We start from the raw sequence: 24,469 nt of genomic DNA on the forward strand, positions 1-24,469 counted from the left end.
AATACGCTATATAATTGAATAACACAATGATGTTTTTATTCACATTTCTTCGATTTTAGGCCATAATAAGGGCCGAAATGGCTATATTTGCCCTTATCTGTTTTCAGCAGAAAAAACTGTAAATCAACACACAAAATGACAGAGCACACGGAAAATCAGCAGGAAGGGAGAATTGTCCAGATTAATATCGAGGAACAAATGAAGACGGCCTACATCGATTACTCAATGTCAGTGATCGTGGGTCGTGCCTTGCCCGATGTGAGAGATGGTTTAAAGCCTGTACACCGCCGCGTTTTATTTGGAATGAACGAGTTGGGCAATCACAGCAACAAGCCCTACAAGAAGTCAGCGCGTGTGGTGGGTGAGGTAATGGGTAAGTACCACCCGCATGGTGACGCCTCTATCTACGACACCATTGTACGTCTGGCCCAGCCCTGGAGCATGCGTTATCCCATGGTGGACGGTCAGGGTAACTTCGGTTCCGTAGACGGTGACATGCCCGCGGCGATGCGTTACACCGAGATCCGTCTTCAGCGTATTGCAGAAGCGATGCTGGAAGACATCGAGAAAGAAACGGTGGATTTTACCAACAACTTCGACGACACCCTGGAAGAACCCACGGTGTTGCCTACCCGCATCCCGAACCTGCTGGTGAACGGCGCTTCCGGTATCGCGGTAGGGATGGCTACCAACATTATGCCCCATAACCTTACTGAGGTGGTGGACGGCGCCATAGCCTATATCGACAACCGGGAAATCACTATCGAAGAACTGATTAAACACGTGAAAGCCCCCGACTTCCCCACCGGTGGCACTATATATGGTTTTGAAGGCGTTAAGCAGGGCTTCGAGACCGGAAGGGGCAGAGTAGTGGTAAGAGGTAAAATCACCGCGGAAACGGCTAAAAACGGCCGCGAAAGACTGGTGATCTATGAACTGCCCTACCAGATCAACAAAGCGGTACTGCACCAGAAAATCGCGCAGCTGGTCAACGATAAGATCATTGAAGGTATTACCGACGTGCGTGACGAAAGTGACCGTGAAGGGATGCGCCTGGTGATCGATCTGAAGAAGGAAGCTATTTCCAACGTGATCATCAACCAGCTGTATAAATATTCCGAACTCCAGACTTCTTACGGTATCAACAACGTGGCGCTGGTGAAAGGCCGTCCGCGTATCCTCAACCTGAAGGAGATGCTGGCCGAATTCATCGACTTCCGCCACGAGGTAGTGGTAAGAAGGACCCGCTTCGACCTCCGCAAAGCAGAAGAGAAGGCGCACATCCTCGCCGGCTACCTGATCGCACTGGACCACCTGGACGAAGTCATCGCCCTGATCCGCGCCTCCAATACACCGGACGTAGCGAGAGACGGCCTGATGAGCCAGTTCGGACTTTCTGAAATACAGGCCAAAGCCATCCTGGAATTGCGTCTCCAACGGTTGACCGGCATGGAACGCGATAAGATCCGCGCGGAATACGACGAGGTGATGAAACTCATCGCCTGGTTGAAAGACGTGCTCAATGACGAAGGGCTCCGTATGAAGATCATCAAGGAAGAACTGGAAGAGGTGAAGAAGAAATTCGGTGACGAACGTAAAACCGAAATCCAGTACCTCGCCAGCGAAATGAGAATCGAAGATATCATCGCGGAAGAAGACGTGGTGATCACCATTTCCCACCTCGGTTATATCAAACGCACCTCTGCTTACGACTACCGCCAGCAGAAACGCGGCGGCCGCGGCGCTATCGGCGGCAGGACCCGCGACGAGGACTACATCGAACACCTGTTCGTGGCCTCTACGCACCATACCATGCTGTTCTTTACCGAAAAAGGACGCTGCTACTGGCTGAAGGTATACGAAATACCGGAAGGCGAGAAGAGCGGCAAAGGACGCGCTATCCAGAACATGATCCAGCTGCCTGGCGACGATAAGATCCGCGCGATCATCGACATCAAGGACCTGGGCGATAAAGACTTTATCAATAACCATTATATCGTTCTCTGTACCAAAAAAGGTATCATCAAGAAAACGCTGCTGGAAGAATTCTCCCGTCCGCGCCAGAACGGTGTGAACGCTATCACCATCAACGAAGGGGACCAGCTCCTGGAAGCCAAGCTGACCACCGGCGACAGCCAGATCATGATGGCCATCCAGAGCGGCCGCGCCATCCGCTTCCCCGAAAATACCGTGCGTGACACCGGTCGCGGCGCCATCGGCGTAAGAGGTATTGAGGTGGACAGCGAAAAGGACGAGGTAGTTGGTATGATTTGTGTTAACAAAGACGACGAATCACGGACAGTGCTGGTGGTTTCTGAAAAAGGCTTCGGTAAACGGACCAATATTGAAGAATACCGTATCACCAACAGAGGCGGTAAAGGAGTGAAAACCATCAATATCACCGAAAAAACCGGTAACCTGATCGCCATCCTGGACGTAACAGAGAAACACGACCTGATGATCACCTGTAAGTCCGGCATCACCATCCGCATGGCGGTGGCCGATATCCGCGAAGCAGGGCGTGCCACACAAGGCGTTCGCCTGATCCGCCTGGACGACGCTGACGAAATCGCAGCAGTAGCCCGCCTGGACGAACAGGAAGAAGAAGAAACCATAGAAGGAGTGGAAGGGGAAGAAAGCACTGTAGCCAACGACAGCACTTCCGCCAACGACACTGACACCGAACAGGATACTGTAGCGGAAGAACCTGAAACTCCGCAGGAATAGTATTCACAACAGACGGAAAAAATTAACCCGCTCATGGCAGGAGGTGCCCCTCAAAAGGTGTCTCCTGCCTAAACTGATAAAAAAAGTACGGCCGGCTTTAGTGGTAACGATGAGTCCGATTGTATTGGATTATTGGGAGCACCATACTCTTATTGTAATCAGCAACTAAAAACTAGAGACATGAAAAAATTATTGGTATCTCTTCTCTTTTGTACGGCCGGCGTATCGGTGATGGCCCAGAGAGCAAAAGTAAGCAGCGCAGATGAGAACCTGAAGAAACAAGATCTGGAGAAAGCCAAAGCAGATATCGATGCAGCGTTACAGCATGATAAAACCAAAAACGATGCAAAGACATGGCTGGTAAACGGCAAGATCCTGGAAGCGATGGGCACCAAACAAAAAAGCGCAAACCTTGCCCTCGAAGCCTACGCTTCTTTCAAAAAAGCACTGGAAATCGATCCTAAAATGAAAGAAGCCATCCTGGAGATGGGCGGACCAATGTTCAACGTATACGCTACTGTAGCCAACGCTGGTTACGGTTTCCTCAACGAACAGAAATGGGACTCCTCCCTGGTGGATTTCAAAAACGCCTTTGAAATCGCTGAATTCTACAACAGCAAAAACCTGGGTACCACTATCCCTACCGATACCGCACTGACTTTCTACACCGGTTACGCTGCTAACCAGGCTAACAAGAAAGATGACGCTTTCACTTACCTGAAAAAAGCCGCCGACCTGCAATTCAAAGGCGAACCTGCACTTTACGTAGTACTGGGTCAGCTGTATGAAGAAAAAGGCGACCAGGCTAACTGGCTCAAAACCATCGAACAGGGTAAAGCTTTATTCCCTAAGGATAAACGCTTCAACGATATGGAAATGGCTTTTTACAGCAAAACCGGTAAAACCAACGAATTACTGTCCATGCTGGAAAAGAAAATGACTGACAATCCTAACGACGAAGCCGCTGTGCTGGACTACGCTATCCGTGTAGACAACCTCGCTAATCCCCGCGACGAAAAAGGTAACGATGCTCCGAAACCGGCTAACTACGAAGAGCTGATCGGTAAAGCAGAAAGCGCCTATAAAAAAGTACTGGAGCTGAACGCTAACGACGCTACTGCCAACTTCCAGCTGGGCGCACTGTACTTCAACAAAGCTGTTGTGTTCAACAAACAGTTGAACGAACTGGACAGCAAACAACAGACTTCTCCTAAAGCAAAAGAACTGCAGACTAAAGTAGAAGGCCTCATGAACCAGGCATTGCCTTTCTTCGAGAAAGCTGACGCCAGCTTCACTGCTAAAGCCAGCAGCCTGGATGCCGGCGATAAACAGACTTACGAAAGCTGCCTGTATGCCCTGCAGAAAATCTACGCTATCAAAAACCAGACTGCGAAAGTAGAAGAAGTGAAAAAGAAACTGGAGGCACTGAAATAGTAAATAGCATATACATTATAATTGAGAAAAAGTCCGCCGGCAACGGCGGATTTTTTTTGTGCCTGCATGGCTGCATCCCGGACGCTGAAGTCATGGGCAAAAAAAGAATAGCTCCGGGGCTACCCGGAGCTATTCTTTAACTCAAACGCTGTATAATGGTAAATTAAGCGGCTTTCTTAGCAGCAGGCTTAGCTTCCGCTTTTTTGTGTTCGTGATGTGCTTTTTTGGTAGCGTCAGCAGCTGGTTTAGCTTCAGTTTTCGCTTCAGCTTTAGCTTCAGTTTTCGCTTTTTCTTTCTTTGCAGGTTTAGCAGCAGGAGCCTGTGCAAAAGCAGCAGCAGAAATGCTCAGTACCAGTGCGGCAGCGATAATTTTTTTCATGATGATTGTCTTTTTAAATGATTAATGATGTTTTGTTCAGTATTGTGATGTAAAAATAATGCCGGTAACGACGCAGGAAGGGCGCGTTTCGGTGAACCGGGTATTACTGTCGTTGAAAAAGGAAAAATGAACGGTCGTACCGGAGGATGGCCGCTTTAAATAGTGATGTCGATAGCTTCCTGTATAGCCTGTAAACACAGCTGTTTCAGCGTATAGAACAGTTCGCTGGCCGTATCTGCGTTGTAGTTATTTTCATCGGTTTGCTCCAGCTGCTCCAGTATAGGGTAGAGGTGTGTTTCCAGCCCGGTAAAAGACACCGTGGTCTTCAGGTTGTGGGCAGTAGCCCTGATGCTTACCGGGTCGTTGATGACGATTGCGTTTTTCAGCATGGCCAGGTCTTCCGGCAGCTGTGTGATAAACTGTTGCAGCATGTTTTTTTCAAAGGCCTTGTCGCCTTTGGAAAGGTCCTGCAGGTATTGCATATTCAGTAGGTGGGAATGCCCGTTTTCGGCCGGGTGAGCGGCGGCGGGCGGCATCTCCCGGGACGAGAATTTGCCGGTATATACCTGGATCATGCGATAGAGTGTATTCTCGTCGATCGGTTTGGAGATGTAATCGTTCATGCCCATCTGCAGGCATTTCTCCCGTTCCCCTTCCATCGCATGGGCTGTCATGGCGATGACGGGGATATTGGAATGCATCTCCCTGCGGATGTGGGTGACGGCAGAATAGCCGTCCATTTCGGGCATCTGTATGTCCATCAGCACCAGGTCGAAGACCTGTTTTTCCAGCGCCTGGAGCGCTTCCCTGCCATTGTTGACCACCCGGTACTGCAATTGCCAGCTGCTGAGCAGATGCCGCAGCAGGTTCTGGTTCATGCGGTTGTCTTCCGCCACCAGCAGCCAGATATTAGGATGTATAGGCTGCGGGTCTTTTTCGGTGCAGAGGATATCGGTATTTTCCGGCATCGTTTCGCCCAGCAGATAAGGCAGTTCCACTTTAAAGGCGGTGCCTTTGCCCGGTGTACTTTCCACGGAGATGAAACCATTCTGCAGTTCTATCAATTGTTTAACGATGGTAAGCCCGAGGCCCGTACCGCCGTATTTGCGGGTGGTAGAGGCTTCCGCCTGGTTGAACCGGTCGAAGATACTGTCCAGCTGGGCAGCTTCGATGCCAATACCGGTGTCTCTCACGGTGAAGAGTAAACGAACATTTTTATCCTCCGACCATGTCCTGGTCACGTAAATATTCACTTCGCCTTCAGCGGTAAATTTGATCGCGTTGCTGGTGAGGTTGACCAGCACCTGTGTGAGACGCATGACATCGCCGTAGAGAATGTCCGGCACTTCTTCCTGTATGCTGATATTAAGTTGCAGTGCTTTTTCCTCGGCTTTGGCGCGGAAGAGGGTGTCGATGGAATGGAGTACGCCGCGGAGACTGAAAGAAGTGGCTTCAATGCGCATCATGCCGGACTCTATTTTGGAGATGTCCAGGATATCGTTGATGATTTCGAGGAGATTACGACCGGCGCCGGAGATAGCGTTAACGTATTCTCTTGATTTGTCATTCAGTGGCTGGGCCTGCAGCAGGTGCGTGAAGCCGAGCACGGCATTCATAGGCGTGCGGATCTCATGGCTCATATTGGCGAGGAACTGGTCTTTTACGGCGGCCAGGTTTTTCTCCTGGCGCTGCGATTCATCCAGTGCTTCAATGAGCTGCTCCTGGCGGTGGATGCGGCTGGTGATATAGAGGAATGCCAGCAGGCTGGTGAGGCAGGCAAAGAGCACCAGCACGGTGCCCCAGCTTTGTGCTTTCTGTCCGCTCGTATCAATGAGGCGGGTGGTGCGGTTCACTTCTGTCTGCCGCGTGGTGTCCAGCTGATGGAGGATGCTGGTGATGGCTTCTCCCAGCCTTTTGCCCCGCTGGTTGTTGATCATTTTCTCGGCGGCGCTTTTCCCGCTGCTGTAAAAGGTATCGAGTATCAGCAGGTTAAAGCTGTTCTTCTCATCCACCAGGTAGTTGAGCTGGGTGAGCAGTTTTTCGGTGCTGTCATTTTTAACGATCTTATTGATTTCCTTCAGGTCAGATTTAATGATGGCGATTTCCACCTCAATGCCGGTGATATGCGTGGTGTCGCGGGAGATGACGGCCCCGCGCACTTTGCTGTCTGTTTTGGCGAGGGAGGTTTGCAGCTTCTGGATCTCGTTTTTTACGTTGAGTTCCTGTAGCAGCTGTTCATTACCGGAAATAAGCTTCCGGATATTCCTGGCCGAATTGAACTGCAATACCACGAATAAAATCATTCCTGTGATAAACAGGCCTAACAGGTAATATTTTATTCTTTTCGGCTGCATGACATTATTAACGCTGATGAAGGAAAGGCGGTTCAAAATACGATAATAAAGGTCGGCGTATTTAATTTATGGTTCAACGGGCAATAGGTATCGGTCAAAACGGGGAAATGGTCGTTCAACTGTTAAAGAAAGTTTAATTTATTATTGAGGGTCGCTTTGTAGGTGTCTGCTACCGGGATGGCATTTTTCAGGATGATGATATTACCGTCTTCTATGCTTTCTATTTTGTCCAGCGCCACCATATAGGAGCGGTGTACGCGCATAAATTTATTGGCCGGCAATTTTTCTTCCAGTGCTTTGAGCGTGGTATGGATGGCGTGGAATTTCTGCGCGGTGTACAGCTTTACATAATCGCCCATGGCTTCGAGGAAGAGGATATCTTCAGTCCGTATTTTTTTGAGGATGCCATTATCGCGGATAAAAACGAACTCGGTATCGGACACCTGTATCTCGCGGTGGTGGCTGTCGATGATTTCGCGGGCTTTTTCGATAGCCTGGATGAAACGCGCCGGGCTGACCGGTTTGATGAGATAATCAGCCACGTTCAGCTCGAAAGCTTCTACTGCATAGTCTTTGTTGACCGTCGTGAAAATAATCAGGGGCCGCTTTTTACCCAGGTTGCGGGTCAGTTCGAGACCACTCATGCCCGGCATTTCGATATCGAGCAGGAGCAGGTCGATTTTTTCCTTCCGGATAAGGTTGTAAGCCTCCATGGCGCTGCTGCACTCGCCGGTCACATGCAGCTGTTCCACATGGCTGGCCAGCTGTTTCATGGCTGTGCGGGCGAGTTTATTATCGTCTACTATCAGGCAGTTCATGCGGCTAATTTAGGAACAAATGATAATATAAAATCATCCGCTCTGCAATGGGAGCGCAGTTTTTTTCGCCTGGTTTTGTTGTATATTCCGGGAACAAATTCCTATGGTATGATGAAAGCTTTTCTCTTATCCGGTTTGCTGCTGTGGGTGATGACTACCGTTAATGCCCAAATCCCCACAGCCGCCGATTTTCCAAAGTTGCACTGGCTGGAAGGTACCTGGATAAAAAAGGTATCCAGGCCTGGCAGGACAGGGTTGGAGCAATGGGAACAGACTTCCGCTGCAGCAATGAAAGGCATCGGCGTCACCATGAAGGATAACGACACCCTCTTTAAAGAAGGGCTGCAACTGCTGGTGAAAGATAATGCATTGTATTATGTAGCCGACGTGGCCGAAAATAAAGGGCTTGTCTGGTTTAAAATTACGGCCATCGCTGCCGGTGGCTTTACCTGTGAAAACCCGGCGCATGATTTCCCCCAAAAGATCGTGTATCAAAAGACGGATGAACAACTGAAGGTGACCATTTCCGGTGAGGGCAAGTCCATCGATTTTTTCTTCGGCAAGAAGCCCTGATTATTTCCAGTGCGTATCGGCCAGGTGGCGCAGCAAACCGGTGAACAGCTTTAAATGTCCCGGTTGTACGAAAGCGTGAAACTGGTCATGGGTGGTATGAAAACCCATATAAAAGAGCCACCATCCGAGCGAGATGAAAGGGATTGCTTCCAGCTCTCTTTCATTCAGCGGGCGATGTTCACGGTAGGCGTCCAGCAGCAGGTGGTACTGCCGGTCGGCTTCCTCCTGCGTCATTCTTTTGGTGTACACCTCCAGCGCGAGGTACTGCCAGAAGGAAGCGATATCATTGGCCAGCCAGCCATATCCCATAAAGTCAAAGTCAAACAACGTGATGCCGTTAGTATCGAAATGCATGTTTTTCGGAAGGAAGTCAAAGTGGCAATATCCCATTGACAAACCTTTCGTGGCAGACAGTTTTGCCGCGGCGGTGGCAGCGGCCTGCTGCAACCACGTATAATCTGCTGCGTTATTGGCAAAAAAAGGCTGCAGCTGGGCAAGCGGGCGGACGAACATACTGTCTTCATTAAACGTCCACCTGGTTTTTCCGGCGCCGAAGGCAGCGGATACCTGGTGAAAGCGTGCCATTTCCCTGCCCAGCAGGTATAACTGCTGATCGTTTAACATCCTCACCGGGTGCCCGGGAGCGTAGCTGAACAGCACTGCACATCTTTCTCCTTCCACGGCGTTCAGCCGCTGGACCGTTTCTCCGGCTTTATCCTGCAGGGGGTGGGACACAGATACTTCCGCGGCTTTCAGTGCCTGCAGCAGGGCTACTTCTTCCTGTATCTGCGGGAGGCTGCGGTGAGAGGAGCGGTACACCCGTAGTATAAAACGGTCGCCCGGTGACTGGACCAGATAAGTGTCGCCTACGCCGCGCACCAGCAGCTCACACTGTACGTTTTTCAGCGCGTATTTTTCGGAAAGGAAAGCTGATAAGGCAGTGGGGCAGAGGGTGGAATAAGTGGCGGGAAAAACAGTTCTCATGCTGTAAAGATATCCATCTTCTACGGATGGAGGGTAAAAAACAGATAACATATTTGACAAATAAATAATTATATATAATTACATATATTTGAAATATATAATTAATAAGAAGATGATGTCCTATATCAGATCAGTTGTTTGTTGGTGCATATTTTTCATTCCTGCGGGCCTGTGGGCACAGGTACCTGTTGTGACGCTGGGGCCCGCCGTGGCAGAGCCGTTGGACGGATGGGACAAACTCATGCAGTTAAAAAACGGGCATACCTTCTGGTTACATTTCTCCAAAAAGGAGGGGTTGCGGGTAACGGTGTACAACCCTCAACGGGAACAGGTAGCGGCCGATGCTGTGGCAGGCAGCCTGTGGAACGCGGCAGACCTGGAGTCCACCGAAATTGACGGTATTTATGAAATCAACGGTCAGCCGGTGATTTTCCTGCAGCAGCTGGTGAAATATGTTCCGGTGTTTTTCAGGCTGGTGCTGGACCCGCAAACGGGCAAACTACTGCGGGAGGACAGGCTGGGGGAGCTGCCCACGGTGCAGCACCGCAGCGTGTATGTCCAGGAAAACCTGGCATCGCATGATTGTTACGTGGAGAAAGACCCTGACAGCGATTACTATGCTGTGGCGTTTTTCAACGGCGGGGAAATACAGCGCAACGACAGCATCCGGGAGCGCATCCGTGTCATGCATTTCTCTCCGGACCATGAGCTGATCAATACCGGGCTTTATTATCTGCCGGATACGGCGTATAGCTATTTCAGTTACATCAGCCTGTCGGTGCATGGTAAAGAGAAAGTGTATATGAGTACCGTAGGGTTTAATGCGAAAAGGAAGGGAAACGAGCCCTGGTCGAAGGTCATTTTTTCAGCGTTGTCGCCCGATTCCGCTACATTCGCCCACCACGTGCTTGACTATACGGCCAACTTCGGCGATGTGAGCGGGTATCAGCAGTTCCTGCCGGCACGCAATGAAGTGAAGCTGATGCTCTACGTGCCCGGACAACGGGCGGACGGCAGCAGTGGCATTTTCCTCAATACCCTGCTGGCTTCGGGTAAACCGCGAAAACATCAGCAGTTGTCTTTTCCTGAGCTGGGCAAAAATGTACAGATCAACCTTGGTTACAAAGAAGATTATAAGGGCGTGCCGCAGCGGGTGTACTGGCATGGTGACGGCAGCGGTACGTTGTTGCTGGAAGCCCTTACCCGCTACAAACAAGGCAATACACAGATCAACAAGCTACATACCAACATGGGCGATATAGCAGTGGCTTTGCTGGACAGCAGCGGGAGGGAGAATGAAACGATGGCGGTTTCCAAATACCAGTCCATCACCGGTGTATGTGAACCTTTTTCCCTGCACCGCAGAATGAAGAGTGAATGGGTGTTTCGTAACAAGATTGCCGCGCTGAATACCAACACCTACCTGTCTTACGACTATGTCAATATTCCCAACGCTACCTTTGTGCTATTCAACGATTATCTGCAATACCTGGAAACCGGCGGACAGGATAAAGTGAAGAAGCCGCTGAAGTACGCAGCAGACGCTAACTTTGTATGTTACCGTTTTTACAACGGTAAGATGGAGCGGCTTTTCCTGTTCGGGGCGCCGGAAGTAACGAAAGGGTATTACTGTATGATGGGGGCTTCCTGTTATGACGTGACACAACGTGTATACGCTACCGTGATGATCAGCCGTAAGGGCACGGAGAAAAAAGCGGCAGTGGCATGGATACAGTTTTAAACGTCCGCCGGCGTATAACCGGCAGCAAGGGTGCCGAGCCGGAACTGGTTGACCGCATTATGCGCCAGCCGGGTAGGTTCGGGCAACCGGTATTTCCGGACACATTGTTCCACCAGTGAGAGGCTGCCTTCCACATCGATGAGATGGCCGGGGGAGACGAAGATGGGTTTTACTTTTTGTTTGCTGCGCAGCACCGTGCCGATAACGACGCCTTGTTTGTCGGTGAGCGGGGTGTGTGCGCCTTTCTCTTCCCCGGGTTCCTTATAGGTGCCGTACAATTTTTTCTTGGCGCTGCCAACAGTCACCTGGCCGGCCAGCACTCCGAAATGGGAGGCGATACCCATGCGTCGCGGGTGGGCAATACCATGGCCGTCCACCACCAGCACGTCCGGTTTCTGTGGCAGTTGCTGCCAGGCGTCCAGCAGGGCCGGTACTTCGCGGAAAGCCAGAAATCCGGGCACATAAGGAAAAGTGACCTCTTTCACAACAAGGCTATAGCCCACTGGCTCCAGGCTGGGGAACCGCATCAGTACGATACCCGCATAAACGGTGGTGCTAAACTTATTAAAAGAGATGTCCGCTCCGGCAATCAGTTGTATTTTCCCGTTAAAAGGAGCGGTGACAACCTGATGGCGCATCTCCTGCTGTAACAGGGTGGCTTCGGGTACGCTAAGGGTGTTGTAATCTTTCATGGATATCCGCTGTTGCTTCAGAATAAAGATAATTGTTCTCCGTCTTTCGGCGGAGCAGCTTTCCCGAATACGGTACGGCCGCCGTACTTCCACGAGTCCTGTTTTTCCCGTTCTATCACCTTTTCGAAATTGGCGTTGGGCTCAAAATCCTGCTCTATGCGCTGCGCTAACGTCGACAACTTGCGGATAGCCTCCTGTTTGTCGGTATGGCCTATTTTCGCTTTGTTCAGCGCGTCCCGCAGCGTCTCGATCGTTTCGTCATAGATGCGGGTGGGCACGGGAAACGGGTGTCCGTCTTTTCCGCCATGCGCAAAAGAAAACCGTGCCGGGTCTTCAAAGCGGGAGGGGGTGCCGTGTATTATTTCACTGACCAGGGTGAGGGACTGCAGGGTGCGGGGCCCCACACCTTCCAGCATCAGGAGGGATTCGAAGTTGACGGGATGCACCTCATGCGCCAGCGCCAGCACGCTGCCGAGGCGTTTGAGATTGACATTTTCCGCGCGTACCTCGTGATGGGAGGGCATCACCAGGTTGCGTATTTCGGGCAACAGGTGTGCAGGTTTTTCCTCCAGCAGTTGCAGGATACCGGTTTTGGTAGCTGCTGCCTGCGTATCGGTGAGATTGAGGATCATGCCCTGGTTGCGGCCGTAGATAAAGGTATGCGGTGCTTCGGTATAAGAAGTGAAAGCCGAGGAGTGCCAGTGGTAGCGGCGCGCCATGCTGCTGGCGTCGTTCATGCCCTGTTGCACCACAGCCCAGTCGCCATTGGTCGATAAAACGAAGGAATGCAGGTATAGCTGGAAGCCGTCCTGGATGGCGGTGTTATCTACTTTGGCGGTGAGTTTGCTGCTGTGCACCAGCTGATCGCCGGGGAGGCCGGTTTTATCGGCGATGCGCATCAGTTCGGCCGGTGTTTCCCTGCTGTGCCGGCCTTTGCCGCCGCAGATATAAATACCCAGTTCCTCCGAACGTGGATTGACCGCCTTTTTCAGGGCGCCCATCACGCTGGTGGTAATGCCGGAAGAGTGCCAGTCCATGCCCAGCACACATCCCAGCGCCTGAAACCAGCAGGGGTCGCTCAGCCGCCTTATCACTTCACTTTTTCCGTAATCTGTCACAATAGCCTCTACAATGGCGCCACCCAGGAGGGCCATCCGTTTGGCCAGCCAGGGCGGTACGTGACCATAATGTAGCGGCATGTCTGCATAAGAGGGCATGGTAGGGTTACAGTGGGTTTAGTTGTACCTGAAATTGTGATATATGTTTGTTCTGTAGCAAAAATTCATCTAATCGTTCCATTTTGCTACGGTTTCCACGGACTGTGTAATTGACTTCGATCAGTTCTCCTTTGCGGGCGGTTTGCATCCGCTTGTATTTTAATCCAAAAGTATTGAGGATATGCTCAACGTCTACCTGTGGAAATTTCTCTTCATGAAAATAGATCGTGTAGTAACGTTTGTCATTGACTTCCGCAATACTTCTTTCCGTGAACTCCATCAGGATAAGCACGATCAAAGCGCCTGCCAGTCCGCCTATTGCCAGCACATACTGGCTCATGCCGATGGCCATGCCGAGGGCCGCGGCTATCCAGATGGAGGCGGCAGTGGTAATGCCATCGATGGTAAAATCATTTTTGAAAATCACGCCCGCGCCAATAAAACCGACACCGGTGAGGATGTTGGATGCTACACGGTCGGAGCTGTTAGGGTAGCCCAGTTCAGCAGACAGGATCGTGAAGATGGTACTGCTAAGGCAGATGAGGGTCATGGTACGCATGCCTGCCGCCTTTCTTTTGTATTCCCGCTCCAGCCCCAGGATAGCGCCGATCAGCAGGGCGATGCATACTTTCAGGATCTGGTCTTCCTCTATTGTTTGTAACAGATGTTTCATATCGAAAAGGGGAAATATACCCTTACAAATGTAAGGGTTGGCACAATTCTTTCCTGCATCTACCTGATTAAGAACAATAAATACCTGCCATATGAAGCCTTTCGTATATAAATTTTTTATGGTGACTTGCGTTACAGGAATCCTTTGTATCCTTTTGTTTGCCTGTAACAGCAGTAAGGAGGCTTCCCGCGAAGCAGATTCAGCTGCGGTAACCGTACCCAGGGTAGACAGCACCAGTGTCATGCCAGTGGACAGCACCATGACCAAACCGGATACTTCACGCCAGTAAAGCCTTTAAAGGGATGAAATTTGTTTATACCATGTAACTGTTTATTTCACCCTTTAAACACTGGACCATGAAAGTATCTCACCTGCTGTTAGCTGCCGGCATCGCTGTGGCTATGTTGACGGCCTGCGGCAATGGCGCACAAAACAACAATCAGGATTCGATGAACCTGAACAGCAGCGGCACTACAGACACAGCCGCTATCATTCCGGACACTGCGCCGGCCGCACAAATTCCTCCGGGAGCCATTAATCCGGGCGAAGATTCAGCCCGCTTTGGTACCGGCGCCGGAGATTCCTCCAGAAATCCAGGGCACAAATCACAATAACCTGTAGCCCTACTGATGCCTTACTACGGAATAAAAATTGCTTTTATCCGAAGTAAGGCATTCCTTTATACAATATATTTGCCGGTATATCGTCCCCATTAACAAAGTATATATCCTAATGCAAAATGAAACCACTGCCGCCGTCCCGGCTCCCAAACCTAGTCTGAAATGGACATCCCTTAAAAAAACCTTTCGTTTGTTCCGTTATGTAAAACCCTATTGGGTTGAATTCGCCCTGGGGTTCGTCTTTTTGCTGATCTCCAGCCTGGCAGGGCTGGCGTTTCCCCGTCTGTTGGGCGACCTGGTTGATCCCAAAAGTGTCACAGACCTTCTCCATGGCTTCAACAGAGCAGGGCTGCTGTTGGTGGCAGTCCTGATAGGACAGGCCATCTTTTCTTTTTTCCGCACCATCCTGTTTGTGAACGTCACTGAAAAAACACTGGCGGCGCTGCGGCAGCATGTGTACAGTCATATGATCCGGCTGCCGATGCGATTTTTCCTGGAAAGAAGGGTGGGAGAGTTAAGCAGCCGTATTTCCTCCGATATCACCCTGTTGCAGGACACCTTCACCACCACGCTGGCAGAGTTTATCCGACAGATGGTGATCATCATCGGTGGCGTGATCATTCTGCTGATCACCTCATGGCAACTGACCGCCTTTATGCTGGCCATTCTGCCCGTGATGATGGTGGCTGCCGTTTTCTTCGGTAAGTTCATCCGGCAGTTCTCCAAACAGGTACAAACGCAGGTGGCAGCGGCCAACACGGTGGTGGAAGAAACGCTGCAGGGGATTGTGAACGTGAAGGCTTTCGCCAATGAGTTTTTTGAGATAGCCCGGTACCGGCAGCGTACCAATGAGGCAGCCCGCATCGGCATGAAAAGCGGTAAATACCGCGGAGCCTTCTCTTCCTTTATTATTCTCGGTATTTTCGGCGCCCTGGTGGCGGTGATCTGGAGAGGGGTGTCAATGGGCATGAGCACGCCCGAGCTGCTGTCATTTATCCTGTATTCGGTATTTATTGGCGGTTCTATCGCAGGGCTGGCGGAGATATATACCAGCCTGCAGAAAAGCATCGGCGCTACGGAAAATCTTCTTGAAATACTGGATGAACCGGAAGAGGCGATTACGGAAGTTGTGCAGATAGCGCCGGGCGAGCAGCTGGAGGGACAGATCTCTTTCCGTAATATCTCTTTCCATTATCCATCCCGGCCCGACCTGACCATTCTTGAAAATATTTCCTTTGAGGTGGAGGAAGACCAGAAAGTGGCGCTGGTAGGCCCCAGCGGCGCAGGTAAGAGCACTATCGTGTCGCTGTTGCTGCGGTTGTACGATCCGGTGGAAGGCCGCATATTATACGATGGCAAACCGGGTGCTTCCATACCCCTGTCGGTACTTCGCTCTCAGATGGCGGTAGTGCCACAGGACGTGTTCCTTTTCGGAGGCACCATCCGTGAGAATATTGCTTATGGCAAGCCGGATGCAACAGACGGGGAAATAGAGGCGGCTGCCCGCCAGGCCAACGCCTGGGAGTTTATCAAACATTTCCCGCTCGGCCTGGAGACGGTCGTAGGGGAACGGGGCATTCAGCTGTCCGGTGGTCAGCGTCAGCGTATCGCTATCGCAAGGGCGGTACTTAAAAATCCGCGTATCCTGATCCTCGACGAGGCTACCTCCGCATTGGATTCTGAATCGGAAAGACTGGTACAGGACGCGCTGGATAAACTAATGGAAGGACGTACCTCCATTGTCATTGCGCATCGCCTGTCTACCATCCGGCAGGCAGATAAAATCATTGTGCTGGACAAAGGGCACATCGTGGAGCAAGGTACCCACGCGGAACTGATAGGGGTAGACGGAGGGCTGTACCGTATGTTGAGCGAGATGCAGTTCAGCCACTAGCGGGCTACATATAAGGTTTCATTTCTTCATCGATGTCCTTGCGGAGGTCCATCAGTTTTTTAGCATAACTCTCCATACTGATCTCATTGGCCGTACGTGGTGTCCATTTAGGCACCGGTATGGTTTTACCGTTATCGTCTACTGCAGCGAACACCATTACACAGTGTGTGGTTTTCTGTTTGTGCTGTTGCCGCGGATTGCCGGCAAAAACATCAATGGAGATATGCATGCTGGTGTTACCGGTATAGATGATGGTAGCGGTAATTTCCACCAGGTCGCCGATGGCAATCGGTTTGAAAAAGCGGATGCCGCCTACATATACGGTAACTGCATATTGCCCGCTCCAATTGGCGGCACAGGTATAACCCGCCTGGTCTATCCATTTCATCACGGAGCCGCCGTGAACTTTACCGCCAAAGTTAACGTCAGAAGGTTCGGCGAGGAAACGCAGGGTAATGGTATGATAAATAGAGTCCATGTAAAGTTGTTTGTAGCACGAATGTAATAAGTTCACGCAAAGGCGCAAAGCAGCAAAGCATGCAAAGATTTTTTTAAGACTAATAAGAAAGCAAAGGAGCGAAGATCCATCTGGATAGATCTTCGCTCCTTTGCTTTCTTTGTTTCTTATTATTCCCTTTGCGGGCTTTGCTGCTTTGCTTCTTTGCGTGAGCTACTCGCCTTTGTCGACGCCGCCCATCTCGTTGTTATTGTCTTTACCGGACCTGTTGTTTTTTCGTTTGAACAGGTTGTAGTCCATTTTTCCGAAGCGCCAGGTGGCATTGAGGCGAAGCTCGCGGGTAAGGCGTTTACGGTAGTTCTCTGTTTCAGAGAAGGCCGTGCTGGTATAGCTGAGGTTACGGTCTGAGTTAAAGATGTCGTTCAGCGTGAGGGAAATGGACAGTGCTTTATTTTTCAGCATATCTTTTTTAATACCTGCGTCAATGGAGTACTGGGGTTTTCTTTCGCCCTGCGGCAGGATCTGGCGGGATTCGTATTCGCCGGTGATCTGCAGGGTAAGGTTCCAGGGCAGTTTGGTATTGCTGTTGAGTTTCCCGAACCATGTAAAGCCGGAGTTACTGAAATTATTCTCCTGGTTGGCGGCACTGATTTTTGTCTGTGCCAGGTTGACGTTAGCGGTAAGGTCCCAGTCTTTGGTGAGCTGGCTTCTTACGGTAAACTCAGCGCCAAAGGAGTTGCGGGTGCTGGCGTTGATCGGGTAAGACAGCAGCACTCTTTGCGTTTGTCCGTTCAGGTTAAGGGTGGTATCTACATAAAAGTCAGTGATGGCATTATCGGTATTGCGGTAGTACAATGATACCAGTACGTTGTGTTTATGTGCGATGTCTTTCAGGTAAGACAGCTCAAAGGAATTGGTGAATTCCGGGCGCAGGTCCGGGTTGCCGCGGCTGGCATTCTGTCCGCTGTACTCGATGGTGGGCAGCAGATCGCGGAACCAGGGGCGGCGTATACGGCGGCTGTAGTTGAGTTGCAGCTCATGATCGCCTTTAAATTTCTGGGACAGGAACACGCTGGGGAAAAGGCTGATCGGGTAGTTGATCTTGTAGGAAGCCTTGTCGCCGAAGCGGGTTTCACCGGAATAGTTGGACTGCTCCGCTCTCAGGCCTGCCTGGTATCCGAAGTTGCCCTGGGCGCCGCTATAGCTGACATAGCCAGCGTTGATCTGCTCCTGGTAGTGGTAGCTGTTGGACAACGCGGAGTCGATGGTGAACGTACCGCTGGGGTAGTTCTGCCCGTAGGTGTTGGTAAAGTTGTCGAACTTACGGATGTTGGTGCGCAGGCCCATTTCGATTTTCGATTTATCTGAGAAGGGGCGTACATAGTCCACCTGTCCGGTGAGATAAGTCGTTTTACCTTCTCCGTTGCCATAGCGGTATTGCGGCTTTACCGGGCTGTTGATGGTATCGCCTTTCAGGTTATAGTATTGCAGCGAATATTCGGAGCTGTTGTCGCCCGTGGCACGGTTGTAGGTGAGGTCTGCCGTCAGTTCTTCGCCTTCGCGTGCAAAGGTGTGTTTATAGCCCAGCTGGGTGGAGTAGTTGCGGAACCCGTTTTTGCTGTTGTTGATGCCGGTACCGTAACGGACCAGCTCCCGGTGAATGTCAAATTCGTTCTGGGTCTGATCGTTGTAACGGTTGAAGTTGCCGCCGGTGATACCCTGGGAAATGGTGAGGGTGTTACGGTTGTCCATGAACCAGTCCACGCCGATACGGCCGTTCTGGAAGTTGCGGTAAAAATCCCCGTCCTGCAGCTGATCGATGTAATTGGTGGTGTCTGACAGGATATTTTTCCTGGAGAGACGGCTGGTCATAGGGGATTTACGGTTACGGGTGCCGTAGTTGATGAAGAAGTTGAATTTATCCTGGCGCAGGTTGAAATCGATGCCTGTGTTGGTGCTGCCCAGAGAGGACACGCCGCCGCTGAGCTGTCCGTTGACCCCTGCTTTTTTATTTTTTTTCAGGACGATGTTTAAGATACCGCTCATCCCTTCTGCATCGTATTTGGCCGACGGATTGGTCACCACTTCGATATTGGCGATGGCGTCTGCCGGGATCTGGTCCAGCGTGAGGGTGGTGGGTCGCCCGTCCACGAAGATGGTGGGGGCGCCGTTGCGTACGCTCACATTACCGTCTATGTCCACACTGACAGAAGGCACCTGTTTCAGTACGTCCGTGGCCGTGCCGCCGATACTGGCGAGGTTCTTTTCCACGTTGAACACCCTTTTGTCAATAGCCATGGTAAAGGCTGGTTTCTCACCTACTACATTGACAGCGGCGAGTGACTTTACATTAGGGCGAAGTTTAATATTGCCTGCATCGAGCGTGGTGCTTTTGGCGTTGAGCTGTGCTGGTTTATAGAAAACTTCATAGCCGATGAAGTTTATTTTCAGGATATATTTTCCGAGCGCGAGGTTTTCGAAGTTAAAATCACCGTTGGGTTTGGAAAGCATACCGGTGAGCACGGAGGAATCCGGGCGCAGCAGGGCCACAGAAGCATATTCTACCGGTTTTCCTGTTTGTGCGTCGAGCAGTTTTCCGTAGATATTTCCGGCATTGCCAGCAGGCGGTTTGTTACCGTGCTGTTGTGCCGTTAATGTCAGGTTAAACAAGAACATCCATCCTGTCAATAGCAATACAACTTTTCTCATAATTTCTTTTACTAGCGTCCAACAATTTATAGCGGCGGTAAATTTAGTTGTAATGGCGGAAGAAAAACGTTTTTTTAGGATGAAAGGTGTGTCAGAATCCACCACAGTAACATGTTCTGACCTCGGGATCTTACAGAATTCTTTACAGGTAATGGTTTTACAAAGGGTGTGCCTGAAAATCCACGAGTGTTAAATAGTGTTAAGCTCTCGCAAAGCGGCATAAGACCTGTGCTTTTTTGGTAAGAACGCAAAGCATAAAAAGATATCGGTAAGCTTACAAAGAAATAACAAGCGATCTCCGGTTCTTTGCGTTCTTACCAAAAAAACGCAGGTCTTATATTCATCTTTGCGAGAAAATGATTTCAATGGTAACAGATAGCTACGTATCTTTACAGCCAGCTGTTGCGTTATTTTAATTTTTTTATATGCATAAGGATTACCGACCGGACTGGGATATTTACACGTGCCATATTGAAGAAAGTCCAGCAGTAATAGGCCTTGACCTTGATCTGAGACGATTTGCACCATTGAAGGAGAAGCCGAATGCGATATATATTACGGTATACCTGAACAATCCACGGGAAGACGGATTTCCACAGAACGATGAATTCGCCATTATGGGCGAGATAGAGGACAGCCTGGTAGAACAGCTAACAACCAATCTGGACGCACATTTTGTGGGCCGTACTTTTTCCAATGGTGTACGCGACTTTTATTTTTATACAGGCGACCTGTTGCTGCATGATAAATTCATTGCGGATGCAATGATCAGGTTCCCGGACTACCGTTATGACTACGGGGTAAAGGAAGATAATAACTGGGAGCTCTATTTCGACTTCCTGTTTCCCGACGTGTATGAATTTCAGCGTATTCAAAACAGGAAAGTATTGCGGATGCTGCGTCAGCATGGCGACATGTCAGAGCGGGAGCGTCCTATTGAGCACTGGATTCATTTCAGAACAGAAGAAGACAAGGCTACCTACTGGGAGCATATCCGTGAGAACGGTTTTGAGATTGCCCATGACATGAAGAATGACAATCCTGAATTTCCGTTCAAATTATGTGTGTCGCGGTCAGACAAGGCCAGCGAAGCCACGATAGACAGTGTGGTCATGACCCTTTGGGAATTGGCCCAACAGGTGAACGCAGAATATGACGGCTGGGAGACCAGCATCGTAAAATAACAAAAGCAGGGACCTTGTGGTCCCTGTTTTTTTTGTTTACTTCCTGAGCAGTCCTGACAACAGAGAGATGAGGAACAGCACCAGGAAAATAAAGAACAGTATTTTGGCTATGGAGGCGGCGCCGGCGGCGATTCCGCCGAACCCGAAGATCGCTGCCACAATAGCCACAATAAAGAATATCAATGCCCAACGTAACATAGCAGAAGGTTTTAAGGTGAACAATATATAATACTGGTTGCAATAAGCTTTCTTATCTGCTCTGCTTCATTCAATTATTATTCCGGTCCAGTACAATAATTGCATTACACGCAATCCCATTTTTTTTTAATATACTTGTCACCTTCGAGTAACCTTTGAGGACGGAACTAAAAATATTAGCTGCTATTTCTGTTACCTGCTGGCTCCTTTGCTGGTGCCAGCTGACGTTTGCCCAGGATAAGCCCGTGACTGACACGGTCCCGAAGCGGGGTAACGGCCTGATGAAAAAGATCGGAGAATACCGTGATTCACTGCGGAATAAAGAATACCGCCAGTCTTTTATTCGCCGTATTACCAGGCAGGATGTGGAAACGTCCGACGAGAATCTTGACAGCGTCATCACCAAAAGTGAGGCATATTTTACCCCCTTTGTGGGAAAAGTCATCAGGAACATCTACTACCGGAAGGTGAAGGTGTTCGGTCCCCGGAATATCAACGATACTACGTTCACCACCAGCATGAAGCTGATTCACCTGGCCAACCGCCTGCATTTTGATTCCCGGGAATGGGTGATCCGCCAGTCGCTGTTTTTCAGGGAGGGGACCCGTGTAGACCCTTACGAGCTGGCCGATAACGAACGTTACCTGCGTAACCGTCCCTTTTTCTCCGATGCCCGTATTCACGTGCGGAACGCCAACCCGGACTCCGATTCGGTGGATGTGGAGGTGATCACCAAAGATGTATTTGAATATGGTGTAGACCTGTCGCAGTTCAGCGCTACCAATATCAAGACCAGGGTGTCGAACAATAACCTGCTGGGCGCCGGCCAGGGACTACAGCTGGGGTTTCAGTGGCGCAGCGACTACACGCCCACCTGGAATACAGAAGCCCGTTACACCAAATACAATCTCCTGGGCTCTTTCGTGGATGTAGGCGTCGGGTACTCTACCCTTAACAATACTACGCCGCTGGATACCAACGTATATGAAGGTACGATCTATGTAACTTTCAACCGGCCACTGTACCGTAACGCGGCAAAATGGGTGGGAGGCCTGACGCTGGCCAATAACTGGTCAATCAACATCCTTGGCAGGGAAAAACAGACGATCGACAGCCTGCTATACCGCGATTACCGCTATACCGTTATTGACGGTTGGGCAGGCTATAACTTCATCAACAATTATGAACATAACGGAACTATAGGCCATAAGCCCAATTTCGCGGTGTTGTTCCGGCATTTTAACCTTAACTTCTCCAGAACGCCTGACCAGGTGCAGTTTAAAGAAGACCCGGTATATAACGATCATCGCTATTACCTGCTGGAATTCCAGGTGTACCGGCTGGACTATTTTAAGACCCGCCAGTTCTTCGGCTTTGGCAGAACGGAGGATATTCCGCTGGGTTATAACCTGAAGGCGGCCACAGGCTGGGAGACCTGGAAGGACCGGCGCCGGCTTTATACCGGCCTGGAGGCCCAGAAATACTGGACTACGAGGAGGCAGGGCCTCTTTAATACGTCCGCCGGCGTTAGCACCTTCTGGCAGGGCGGCAAACTGGAAGATGCCGTTATTCATGCCCGGGCGGAATATTACAGCCGGTTGTTCTCTATCAGAAAGGCCCGCTTCCGCCAGTTCCTCAATTTAGACTACCTGGAAAGTCCCAACCCGTTTTTCTACAAACCGCTTAATATCAACAACGACAACGGTATCTGGGGATACAGATACACCAAACTGAATGGTTACCAGCGCCTGAATTTCGGTTCTGAAACCGTTTATTACAGTCCGCTCCGGTTTCTCGGTTTTAAGTTCAACTTCTTCGCTTCCCTGCAGGCCGCTATGGTTACCGCCAAAGATGACAACCTGTTCAGTAACCCTGTTTATATGGGCATTGGTGGTGGTTTCCGTGTGAAGAACGAAAACCTTTCGCTCAATACCATCAAGGTGTCGGGATATTATTTCCCGAACGCGCCCCCACTGCAGCCGAAGAGTTTGTTGGAGATCACCACCATTGTTGATTTCAGGTTTGACATCTCGGCATTGAAAGCCCCTTCTTTCCTGAATTTTTTCTAATGACTGTTTAACTGAACAAATGAAGACTATGGAATGGAAAAACAGACTGGCATCATTGCTGGGCATCGATTATCCTTTTGTACAGGCGCCTATGCTGGGTATTACCACACCGGCGATGGTAGCAGCCGTGAGTAATGGCGGCGGGCTTGGGTCGCTGCCGGTGGGGGGACTGCCGCCTGCCAGGGTGGCCGCGTTGATAGCAGAAGTGAAAGCGCTTACCTCCAGACCTTTCGCAGTGAACCTGTTTACCTATGAAGTACCGCCGGCTGACCAACCGGAACGGTTTGACCAGCTGCAGCAGTACCTGCAGCAGCTGTACAGGACAAACGGACTAACGGTGCCTACGGTCGCTTTTGACACGGTAAAAACACATGCTTACCAGGAGCAGTTACCCGTATTACTCGAGGCCGGCATCTCCCTGGTGAGTTTCACATTCGGTATTCCGGACGACGCCAGTATTGCCCTGCTGAAAGCTAAAGGCTGCCTGTTGCTGGGTACCGCCACATCGGTGGAGGAGGCTTTGGCGCTACAGGCAGCCGGTTGCGATGCTGTTGTGGCGCAGGGGATCGAAGCGGGTGGCCACCGGGGTTCCTTTTTACCCGGACCGTTGCCACAGGTAGCTACCATGGCGTTGGTACCGCAGATTATTGACAGGGTAACCGTGCCCGTTATTGCTGCCGGCGGTATCGCCGACGGCCGCAGTGCTGCCGCAGCTTTCTGTCTGGGCGCCAGCGGCGTACAATGTGGCAGCGTATTGCTGAGGAGTCCTGAGAGCGCGGCCACGCCTCATCATAAAGAGAGGGTGGGAGCTGTTACGGAAACAGGCACACGGATTACCCGGGCCTTCTCCGGGCGGTGGGCCAGAGGGATTGCTAATATACTGATGGATGGGATAGAGGCTTCAGGACTGCCGTTGAATGTTTATCCTGTTCAGGATGCGCTGACGCAGGCTGTCCGCAAGGTAGCGAAGGAATTGGATAACCCCGATTTCATTGTTATGTATGCAGGGCAGGCGGCGCAACTGGCGAAACCGCTGCCGGCTGCCGTGATCATGGAAGCGATGCGGACTGCCGCTGAAAAAATATTGTCCGGAATTTTATGGCGTTAAATGCCGGGAGTACGAATGGTACCAGATATGGTAGTTCCGGGGCTGTAGGCCCCGGCCACATTATACCAGGGTATTTGCTCCGGTTATTTTAATAAATCCGCGTGAAAATGCCCGGATAGTCTTTCACGATACCATTTTCGTCAATGGGTAATTCTGCACTGAAGCCGCTGTCACCGTTTTCATAGAGGTACAGCCGGTCCTCCATTTTGGTGTAGTATTGTGTCAGTTTTTGCAGCTCAAACTCCGGTAGTTTGATGTACAACATCTGCAATAGTTTTCTCTCTCCCTGTTCGAACGTCAGCCGGCGTATCGGTAAAGTATTGGTGAAAGGGGTCAGTGAAATATCGATGTCGGTACAGTCGTCAAATGCTTCAATATGGTTACCGTCTTTGTCAAACCAGTGGCCATTCAGGTCTGTGGTCAGCTTTAGCGCCGTGGGCTGAAGGCCGTCCCGCCGGATGTGGAAGGAAGACACTTTCCATTCCGGTGTCACCTCTATTTCGTATTGAATGGAAAATGGTTCTGCGTCTGTGCAGCCGTTGATAATCCCTTTGACCAGGTTGTTGTGTTCCTGTTTTGTCACCGTCAAAAATTCCGTCGCTGGCCATTGGGTGGCCTGCCATACTACTGGTCCCATG

Annotated in this window: 21 protein-coding genes; 10 read left to right on the forward strand and 11 right to left on the reverse strand. The window is 50.6% G+C overall.

All coding sequences use genetic code 11. The features are described 5' to 3' along the window. The first annotated feature begins 135 nt into the window (after nucleotides 1-135). Complete coding sequence (gene gyrA / locus B5D63_RS29660; RefSeq protein WP_078672508.1) at nucleotides 136-2,727, forward strand: DNA gyrase subunit A; 2,592 nt, start codon at nucleotides 136-138, stop codon at nucleotides 2,725-2,727. Nucleotides 2,728-2,907: 180 nt separating this feature from the next. Continuing rightward, the gene (locus tag B5D63_RS29665; protein WP_078672509.1) at nucleotides 2,908-4,161 is read left to right on the forward strand and encodes a tetratricopeptide repeat protein; all 1,254 of its coding nucleotides are present in this window, start codon (nucleotides 2,908-2,910) and stop codon (nucleotides 4,159-4,161) included. A 163-nt stretch (nucleotides 4,162-4,324) separates the two neighbouring features. Here B5D63_RS29665 and B5D63_RS29670 read toward each other — a convergent pair whose 3' ends face one another. From B5D63_RS29670 to B5D63_RS29680, 3 genes are all read right to left on the reverse strand, one after another. Then, nucleotides 4,325-4,540, reverse strand: a complete 216-nt coding sequence (locus tag B5D63_RS29670) for a hypothetical protein (protein ID WP_078672510.1) — start codon at nucleotides 4,538-4,540, stop codon at nucleotides 4,325-4,327. Between the two features lie 155 nt (nucleotides 4,541-4,695). Next, nucleotides 4,696-6,894, reverse strand: coding sequence for a response regulator (locus tag B5D63_RS29675; RefSeq protein ID WP_143313193.1), 2,199 nt, complete (start codon nucleotides 6,892-6,894; stop codon nucleotides 4,696-4,698). 122 nt (nucleotides 6,895-7,016) lie between these two features. Continuing rightward, a complete protein-coding gene (locus B5D63_RS29680) occupies nucleotides 7,017-7,712 on the reverse strand; it encodes a LytR/AlgR family response regulator transcription factor (protein WP_078672512.1) in 696 nt (231 codons plus the stop codon). 108 nt (nucleotides 7,713-7,820) lie between these two features. Here B5D63_RS29680 and B5D63_RS29685 point away from each other — a divergent pair, with 108 nt between their 5' ends. Then, nucleotides 7,821-8,285 carry a DUF6265 family protein gene (locus B5D63_RS29685; RefSeq protein WP_078672513.1) on the forward strand — a complete coding sequence of 155 codons (465 nt, stop codon included), beginning with the start codon at nucleotides 7,821-7,823 and terminating at the stop codon, nucleotides 8,283-8,285. On the opposite strand, the gene B5D63_RS29690 is transcribed toward B5D63_RS29685, so the two are convergent. After that, entirely contained in the window at nucleotides 8,286-9,269 is a 984-nt protein-coding gene (locus tag B5D63_RS29690) for a phosphotransferase enzyme family protein (protein WP_159456217.1), read from the reverse strand. 112 nt (nucleotides 9,270-9,381) lie between these two features. On the opposite strand from B5D63_RS29690, the gene B5D63_RS29695 reads away from it, so the two are divergent. After that, nucleotides 9,382-11,010 (forward strand): hypothetical protein, encoded by a 1,629-nt coding sequence (locus B5D63_RS29695; protein ID WP_143313195.1) that lies wholly within the window; start codon nucleotides 9,382-9,384, stop codon nucleotides 11,008-11,010. On the opposite strand, the gene nfi is transcribed toward B5D63_RS29695, so the two are convergent. The 3 genes from nfi to B5D63_RS29710 are packed head-to-tail and all read right to left on the reverse strand — an operon-like array spanning nucleotide 11,007 to nucleotide 13,592. After that, nucleotides 11,007-11,702 (reverse strand): deoxyribonuclease V, encoded by a 696-nt coding sequence (gene nfi, locus B5D63_RS29700; protein ID WP_078672516.1) that lies wholly within the window; start codon nucleotides 11,700-11,702, stop codon nucleotides 11,007-11,009. The genes B5D63_RS29695 and nfi overlap by 4 nt on opposite strands. Nucleotides 11,703-11,719: 17 nt before the next feature. After that, nucleotides 11,720-12,919, reverse strand: coding sequence for a DUF763 domain-containing protein (locus B5D63_RS29705; protein ID WP_078672517.1), 1,200 nt, complete (start codon nucleotides 12,917-12,919; stop codon nucleotides 11,720-11,722). A 7-nt stretch (nucleotides 12,920-12,926) separates the two neighbouring features. Further along, nucleotides 12,927-13,592, reverse strand: coding sequence for an MgtC/SapB family protein (locus B5D63_RS29710; protein ID WP_159456218.1), 666 nt, complete (start codon nucleotides 13,590-13,592; stop codon nucleotides 12,927-12,929). A gap of 91 nt (nucleotides 13,593-13,683) precedes the next feature. On the opposite strand from B5D63_RS29710, the gene B5D63_RS35180 reads away from it, so the two are divergent. The 3 genes from B5D63_RS35180 to B5D63_RS29720 all read left to right on the forward strand — a co-directional run bounded on the left by B5D63_RS35180 (nucleotide 13,684) and on the right by B5D63_RS29720 (nucleotide 16,106). Beyond that, nucleotides 13,684-13,881: a hypothetical protein gene (locus B5D63_RS35180; protein ID WP_159456219.1), complete on the forward strand. Its 198-nt coding sequence runs from the start codon at nucleotides 13,684-13,686 to the stop codon at nucleotides 13,879-13,881. Nucleotides 13,882-13,948: 67 nt separating this feature from the next. Beyond that, entirely contained in the window at nucleotides 13,949-14,206 is a 258-nt protein-coding gene (locus B5D63_RS29715; RefSeq protein ID WP_078672519.1) for a hypothetical protein, read from the forward strand. 118 nt (nucleotides 14,207-14,324) lie between these two features. Further along, on the forward strand, nucleotides 14,325-16,106 hold the full coding sequence (locus B5D63_RS29720) for an ABC transporter ATP-binding protein (RefSeq protein ID WP_078672520.1): 1,782 nt from the start codon (nucleotides 14,325-14,327) through the stop codon (nucleotides 16,104-16,106). A gap of 4 nt (nucleotides 16,107-16,110) precedes the next feature. Here B5D63_RS29720 and B5D63_RS29725 read toward each other — a convergent pair whose 3' ends face one another. Continuing rightward, the gene (locus B5D63_RS29725; RefSeq protein ID WP_078672521.1) at nucleotides 16,111-16,584 is read right to left on the reverse strand and encodes an acyl-CoA thioesterase; all 474 of its coding nucleotides are present in this window, start codon (nucleotides 16,582-16,584) and stop codon (nucleotides 16,111-16,113) included. Nucleotides 16,585-16,776: 192 nt separating this feature from the next. Then, on the reverse strand, nucleotides 16,777-19,272 hold the full coding sequence (locus B5D63_RS29730; protein WP_078672522.1) for a TonB-dependent receptor: 2,496 nt from the start codon (nucleotides 19,270-19,272) through the stop codon (nucleotides 16,777-16,779). 425 nt (nucleotides 19,273-19,697) lie between these two features. Here B5D63_RS29730 and B5D63_RS29735 point away from each other — a divergent pair, with 425 nt between their 5' ends. Beyond that, nucleotides 19,698-20,456, forward strand: a complete 759-nt coding sequence (locus B5D63_RS29735; RefSeq protein ID WP_078672523.1) for a DUF695 domain-containing protein — start codon at nucleotides 19,698-19,700, stop codon at nucleotides 20,454-20,456. A 36-nt stretch (nucleotides 20,457-20,492) separates the two neighbouring features. Here B5D63_RS29735 and B5D63_RS29740 read toward each other — a convergent pair whose 3' ends face one another. After that, nucleotides 20,493-20,654 (reverse strand): DUF1328 family protein, encoded by a 162-nt coding sequence (locus B5D63_RS29740; protein ID WP_078672524.1) that lies wholly within the window; start codon nucleotides 20,652-20,654, stop codon nucleotides 20,493-20,495. Nucleotides 20,655-20,809: 155 nt separating this feature from the next. Here B5D63_RS29740 and B5D63_RS29745 point away from each other — a divergent pair, with 155 nt between their 5' ends. Beyond that, a complete protein-coding gene (locus B5D63_RS29745) occupies nucleotides 20,810-22,723 on the forward strand; it encodes a BamA/TamA family outer membrane protein (protein ID WP_235021657.1) in 1,914 nt (637 codons plus the stop codon). A 19-nt stretch (nucleotides 22,724-22,742) separates the two neighbouring features. Beyond that, nucleotides 22,743-23,831 carry an NAD(P)H-dependent flavin oxidoreductase gene (locus B5D63_RS29750; RefSeq protein WP_078672526.1) on the forward strand — a complete coding sequence of 363 codons (1,089 nt, stop codon included), beginning with the start codon at nucleotides 22,743-22,745 and terminating at the stop codon, nucleotides 23,829-23,831. 88 nt (nucleotides 23,832-23,919) lie between these two features. Here the strand turns inward: B5D63_RS29750 and B5D63_RS29755 are convergent, their stop codons facing one another. Then, nucleotides 23,920-24,468, reverse strand: a complete 549-nt coding sequence (locus B5D63_RS29755) for a putative glycolipid-binding domain-containing protein (protein ID WP_078672527.1) — start codon at nucleotides 24,466-24,468, stop codon at nucleotides 23,920-23,922. Nucleotide 24,469 lies beyond the last annotated feature (1 nt).

This window comes from Chitinophaga eiseniae (genome assembly GCF_900167135.1).
GTDB lineage: Bacteria > Bacteroidota > Bacteroidia > Chitinophagales > Chitinophagaceae > Chitinophaga > Chitinophaga eiseniae.

Excerpts from the sequence above, each read along its gene's own strand:
- B5D63_RS29680 (WP_078672512.1), bottom strand. The coding sequence starts at position 7,712 with ATGAACTGCCTGATAGTAGACGATAATAAACTCGCCCGCACAGCCATG.
- B5D63_RS35180 (WP_159456219.1), top strand. The coding sequence starts at position 13,684 with ATGAAGCCTTTCGTATATAAATTTTTTATGGTGACTTGCGTTACAGGA.
- B5D63_RS29750 (WP_078672526.1), top strand. The coding sequence starts at position 22,743 with ATGAAGACTATGGAATGGAAAAACAGACTGGCATCATTGCTGGGCATC.
- gyrA (WP_078672508.1), top strand. The coding sequence starts at position 136 with ATGACAGAGCACACGGAAAATCAGCAGGAAGGGAGAATTGTCCAGATT.
- B5D63_RS29725 (WP_078672521.1), bottom strand. The coding sequence starts at position 16,584 with ATGGACTCTATTTATCATACCATTACCCTGCGTTTCCTCGCCGAACCT.
- B5D63_RS29705 (WP_078672517.1), bottom strand. The coding sequence starts at position 12,919 with ATGCCCTCTTATGCAGACATGCCGCTACATTATGGTCACGTACCGCCC.
- B5D63_RS29690 (WP_159456217.1), bottom strand. The coding sequence starts at position 9,269 with ATGAGAACTGTTTTTCCCGCCACTTATTCCACCCTCTGCCCCACTGCC.
- B5D63_RS29755 (WP_078672527.1), bottom strand. The coding sequence starts at position 24,468 with ATGGGACCAGTAGTATGGCAGGCCACCCAATGGCCAGCGACGGAATTT.
- B5D63_RS29710 (WP_159456218.1), bottom strand. The coding sequence starts at position 13,592 with ATGAAACATCTGTTACAAACAATAGAGGAAGACCAGATCCTGAAAGTA.
- nfi (WP_078672516.1), bottom strand. The coding sequence starts at position 11,702 with ATGAAAGATTACAACACCCTTAGCGTACCCGAAGCCACCCTGTTACAG.
- B5D63_RS29720 (WP_078672520.1), top strand. The coding sequence starts at position 14,325 with ATGCAAAATGAAACCACTGCCGCCGTCCCGGCTCCCAAACCTAGTCTG.
- B5D63_RS29735 (WP_078672523.1), top strand. The coding sequence starts at position 19,698 with ATGCATAAGGATTACCGACCGGACTGGGATATTTACACGTGCCATATT.
- B5D63_RS29665 (WP_078672509.1), top strand. The coding sequence starts at position 2,908 with ATGAAAAAATTATTGGTATCTCTTCTCTTTTGTACGGCCGGCGTATCG.
- B5D63_RS29740 (WP_078672524.1), bottom strand. The coding sequence starts at position 20,654 with ATGTTACGTTGGGCATTGATATTCTTTATTGTGGCTATTGTGGCAGCG.
- B5D63_RS29695 (WP_143313195.1), top strand. The coding sequence starts at position 9,382 with ATGATGTCCTATATCAGATCAGTTGTTTGTTGGTGCATATTTTTCATT.
- B5D63_RS29730 (WP_078672522.1), bottom strand. The coding sequence starts at position 19,272 with ATGAGAAAAGTTGTATTGCTATTGACAGGATGGATGTTCTTGTTTAAC.
- B5D63_RS29685 (WP_078672513.1), top strand. The coding sequence starts at position 7,821 with ATGATGAAAGCTTTTCTCTTATCCGGTTTGCTGCTGTGGGTGATGACT.
- B5D63_RS29670 (WP_078672510.1), bottom strand. The coding sequence starts at position 4,540 with ATGAAAAAAATTATCGCTGCCGCACTGGTACTGAGCATTTCTGCTGCT.
- B5D63_RS29675 (WP_143313193.1), bottom strand. The coding sequence starts at position 6,894 with ATGCAGCCGAAAAGAATAAAATATTACCTGTTAGGCCTGTTTATCACA.
- B5D63_RS29715 (WP_078672519.1), top strand. The coding sequence starts at position 13,949 with ATGAAAGTATCTCACCTGCTGTTAGCTGCCGGCATCGCTGTGGCTATG.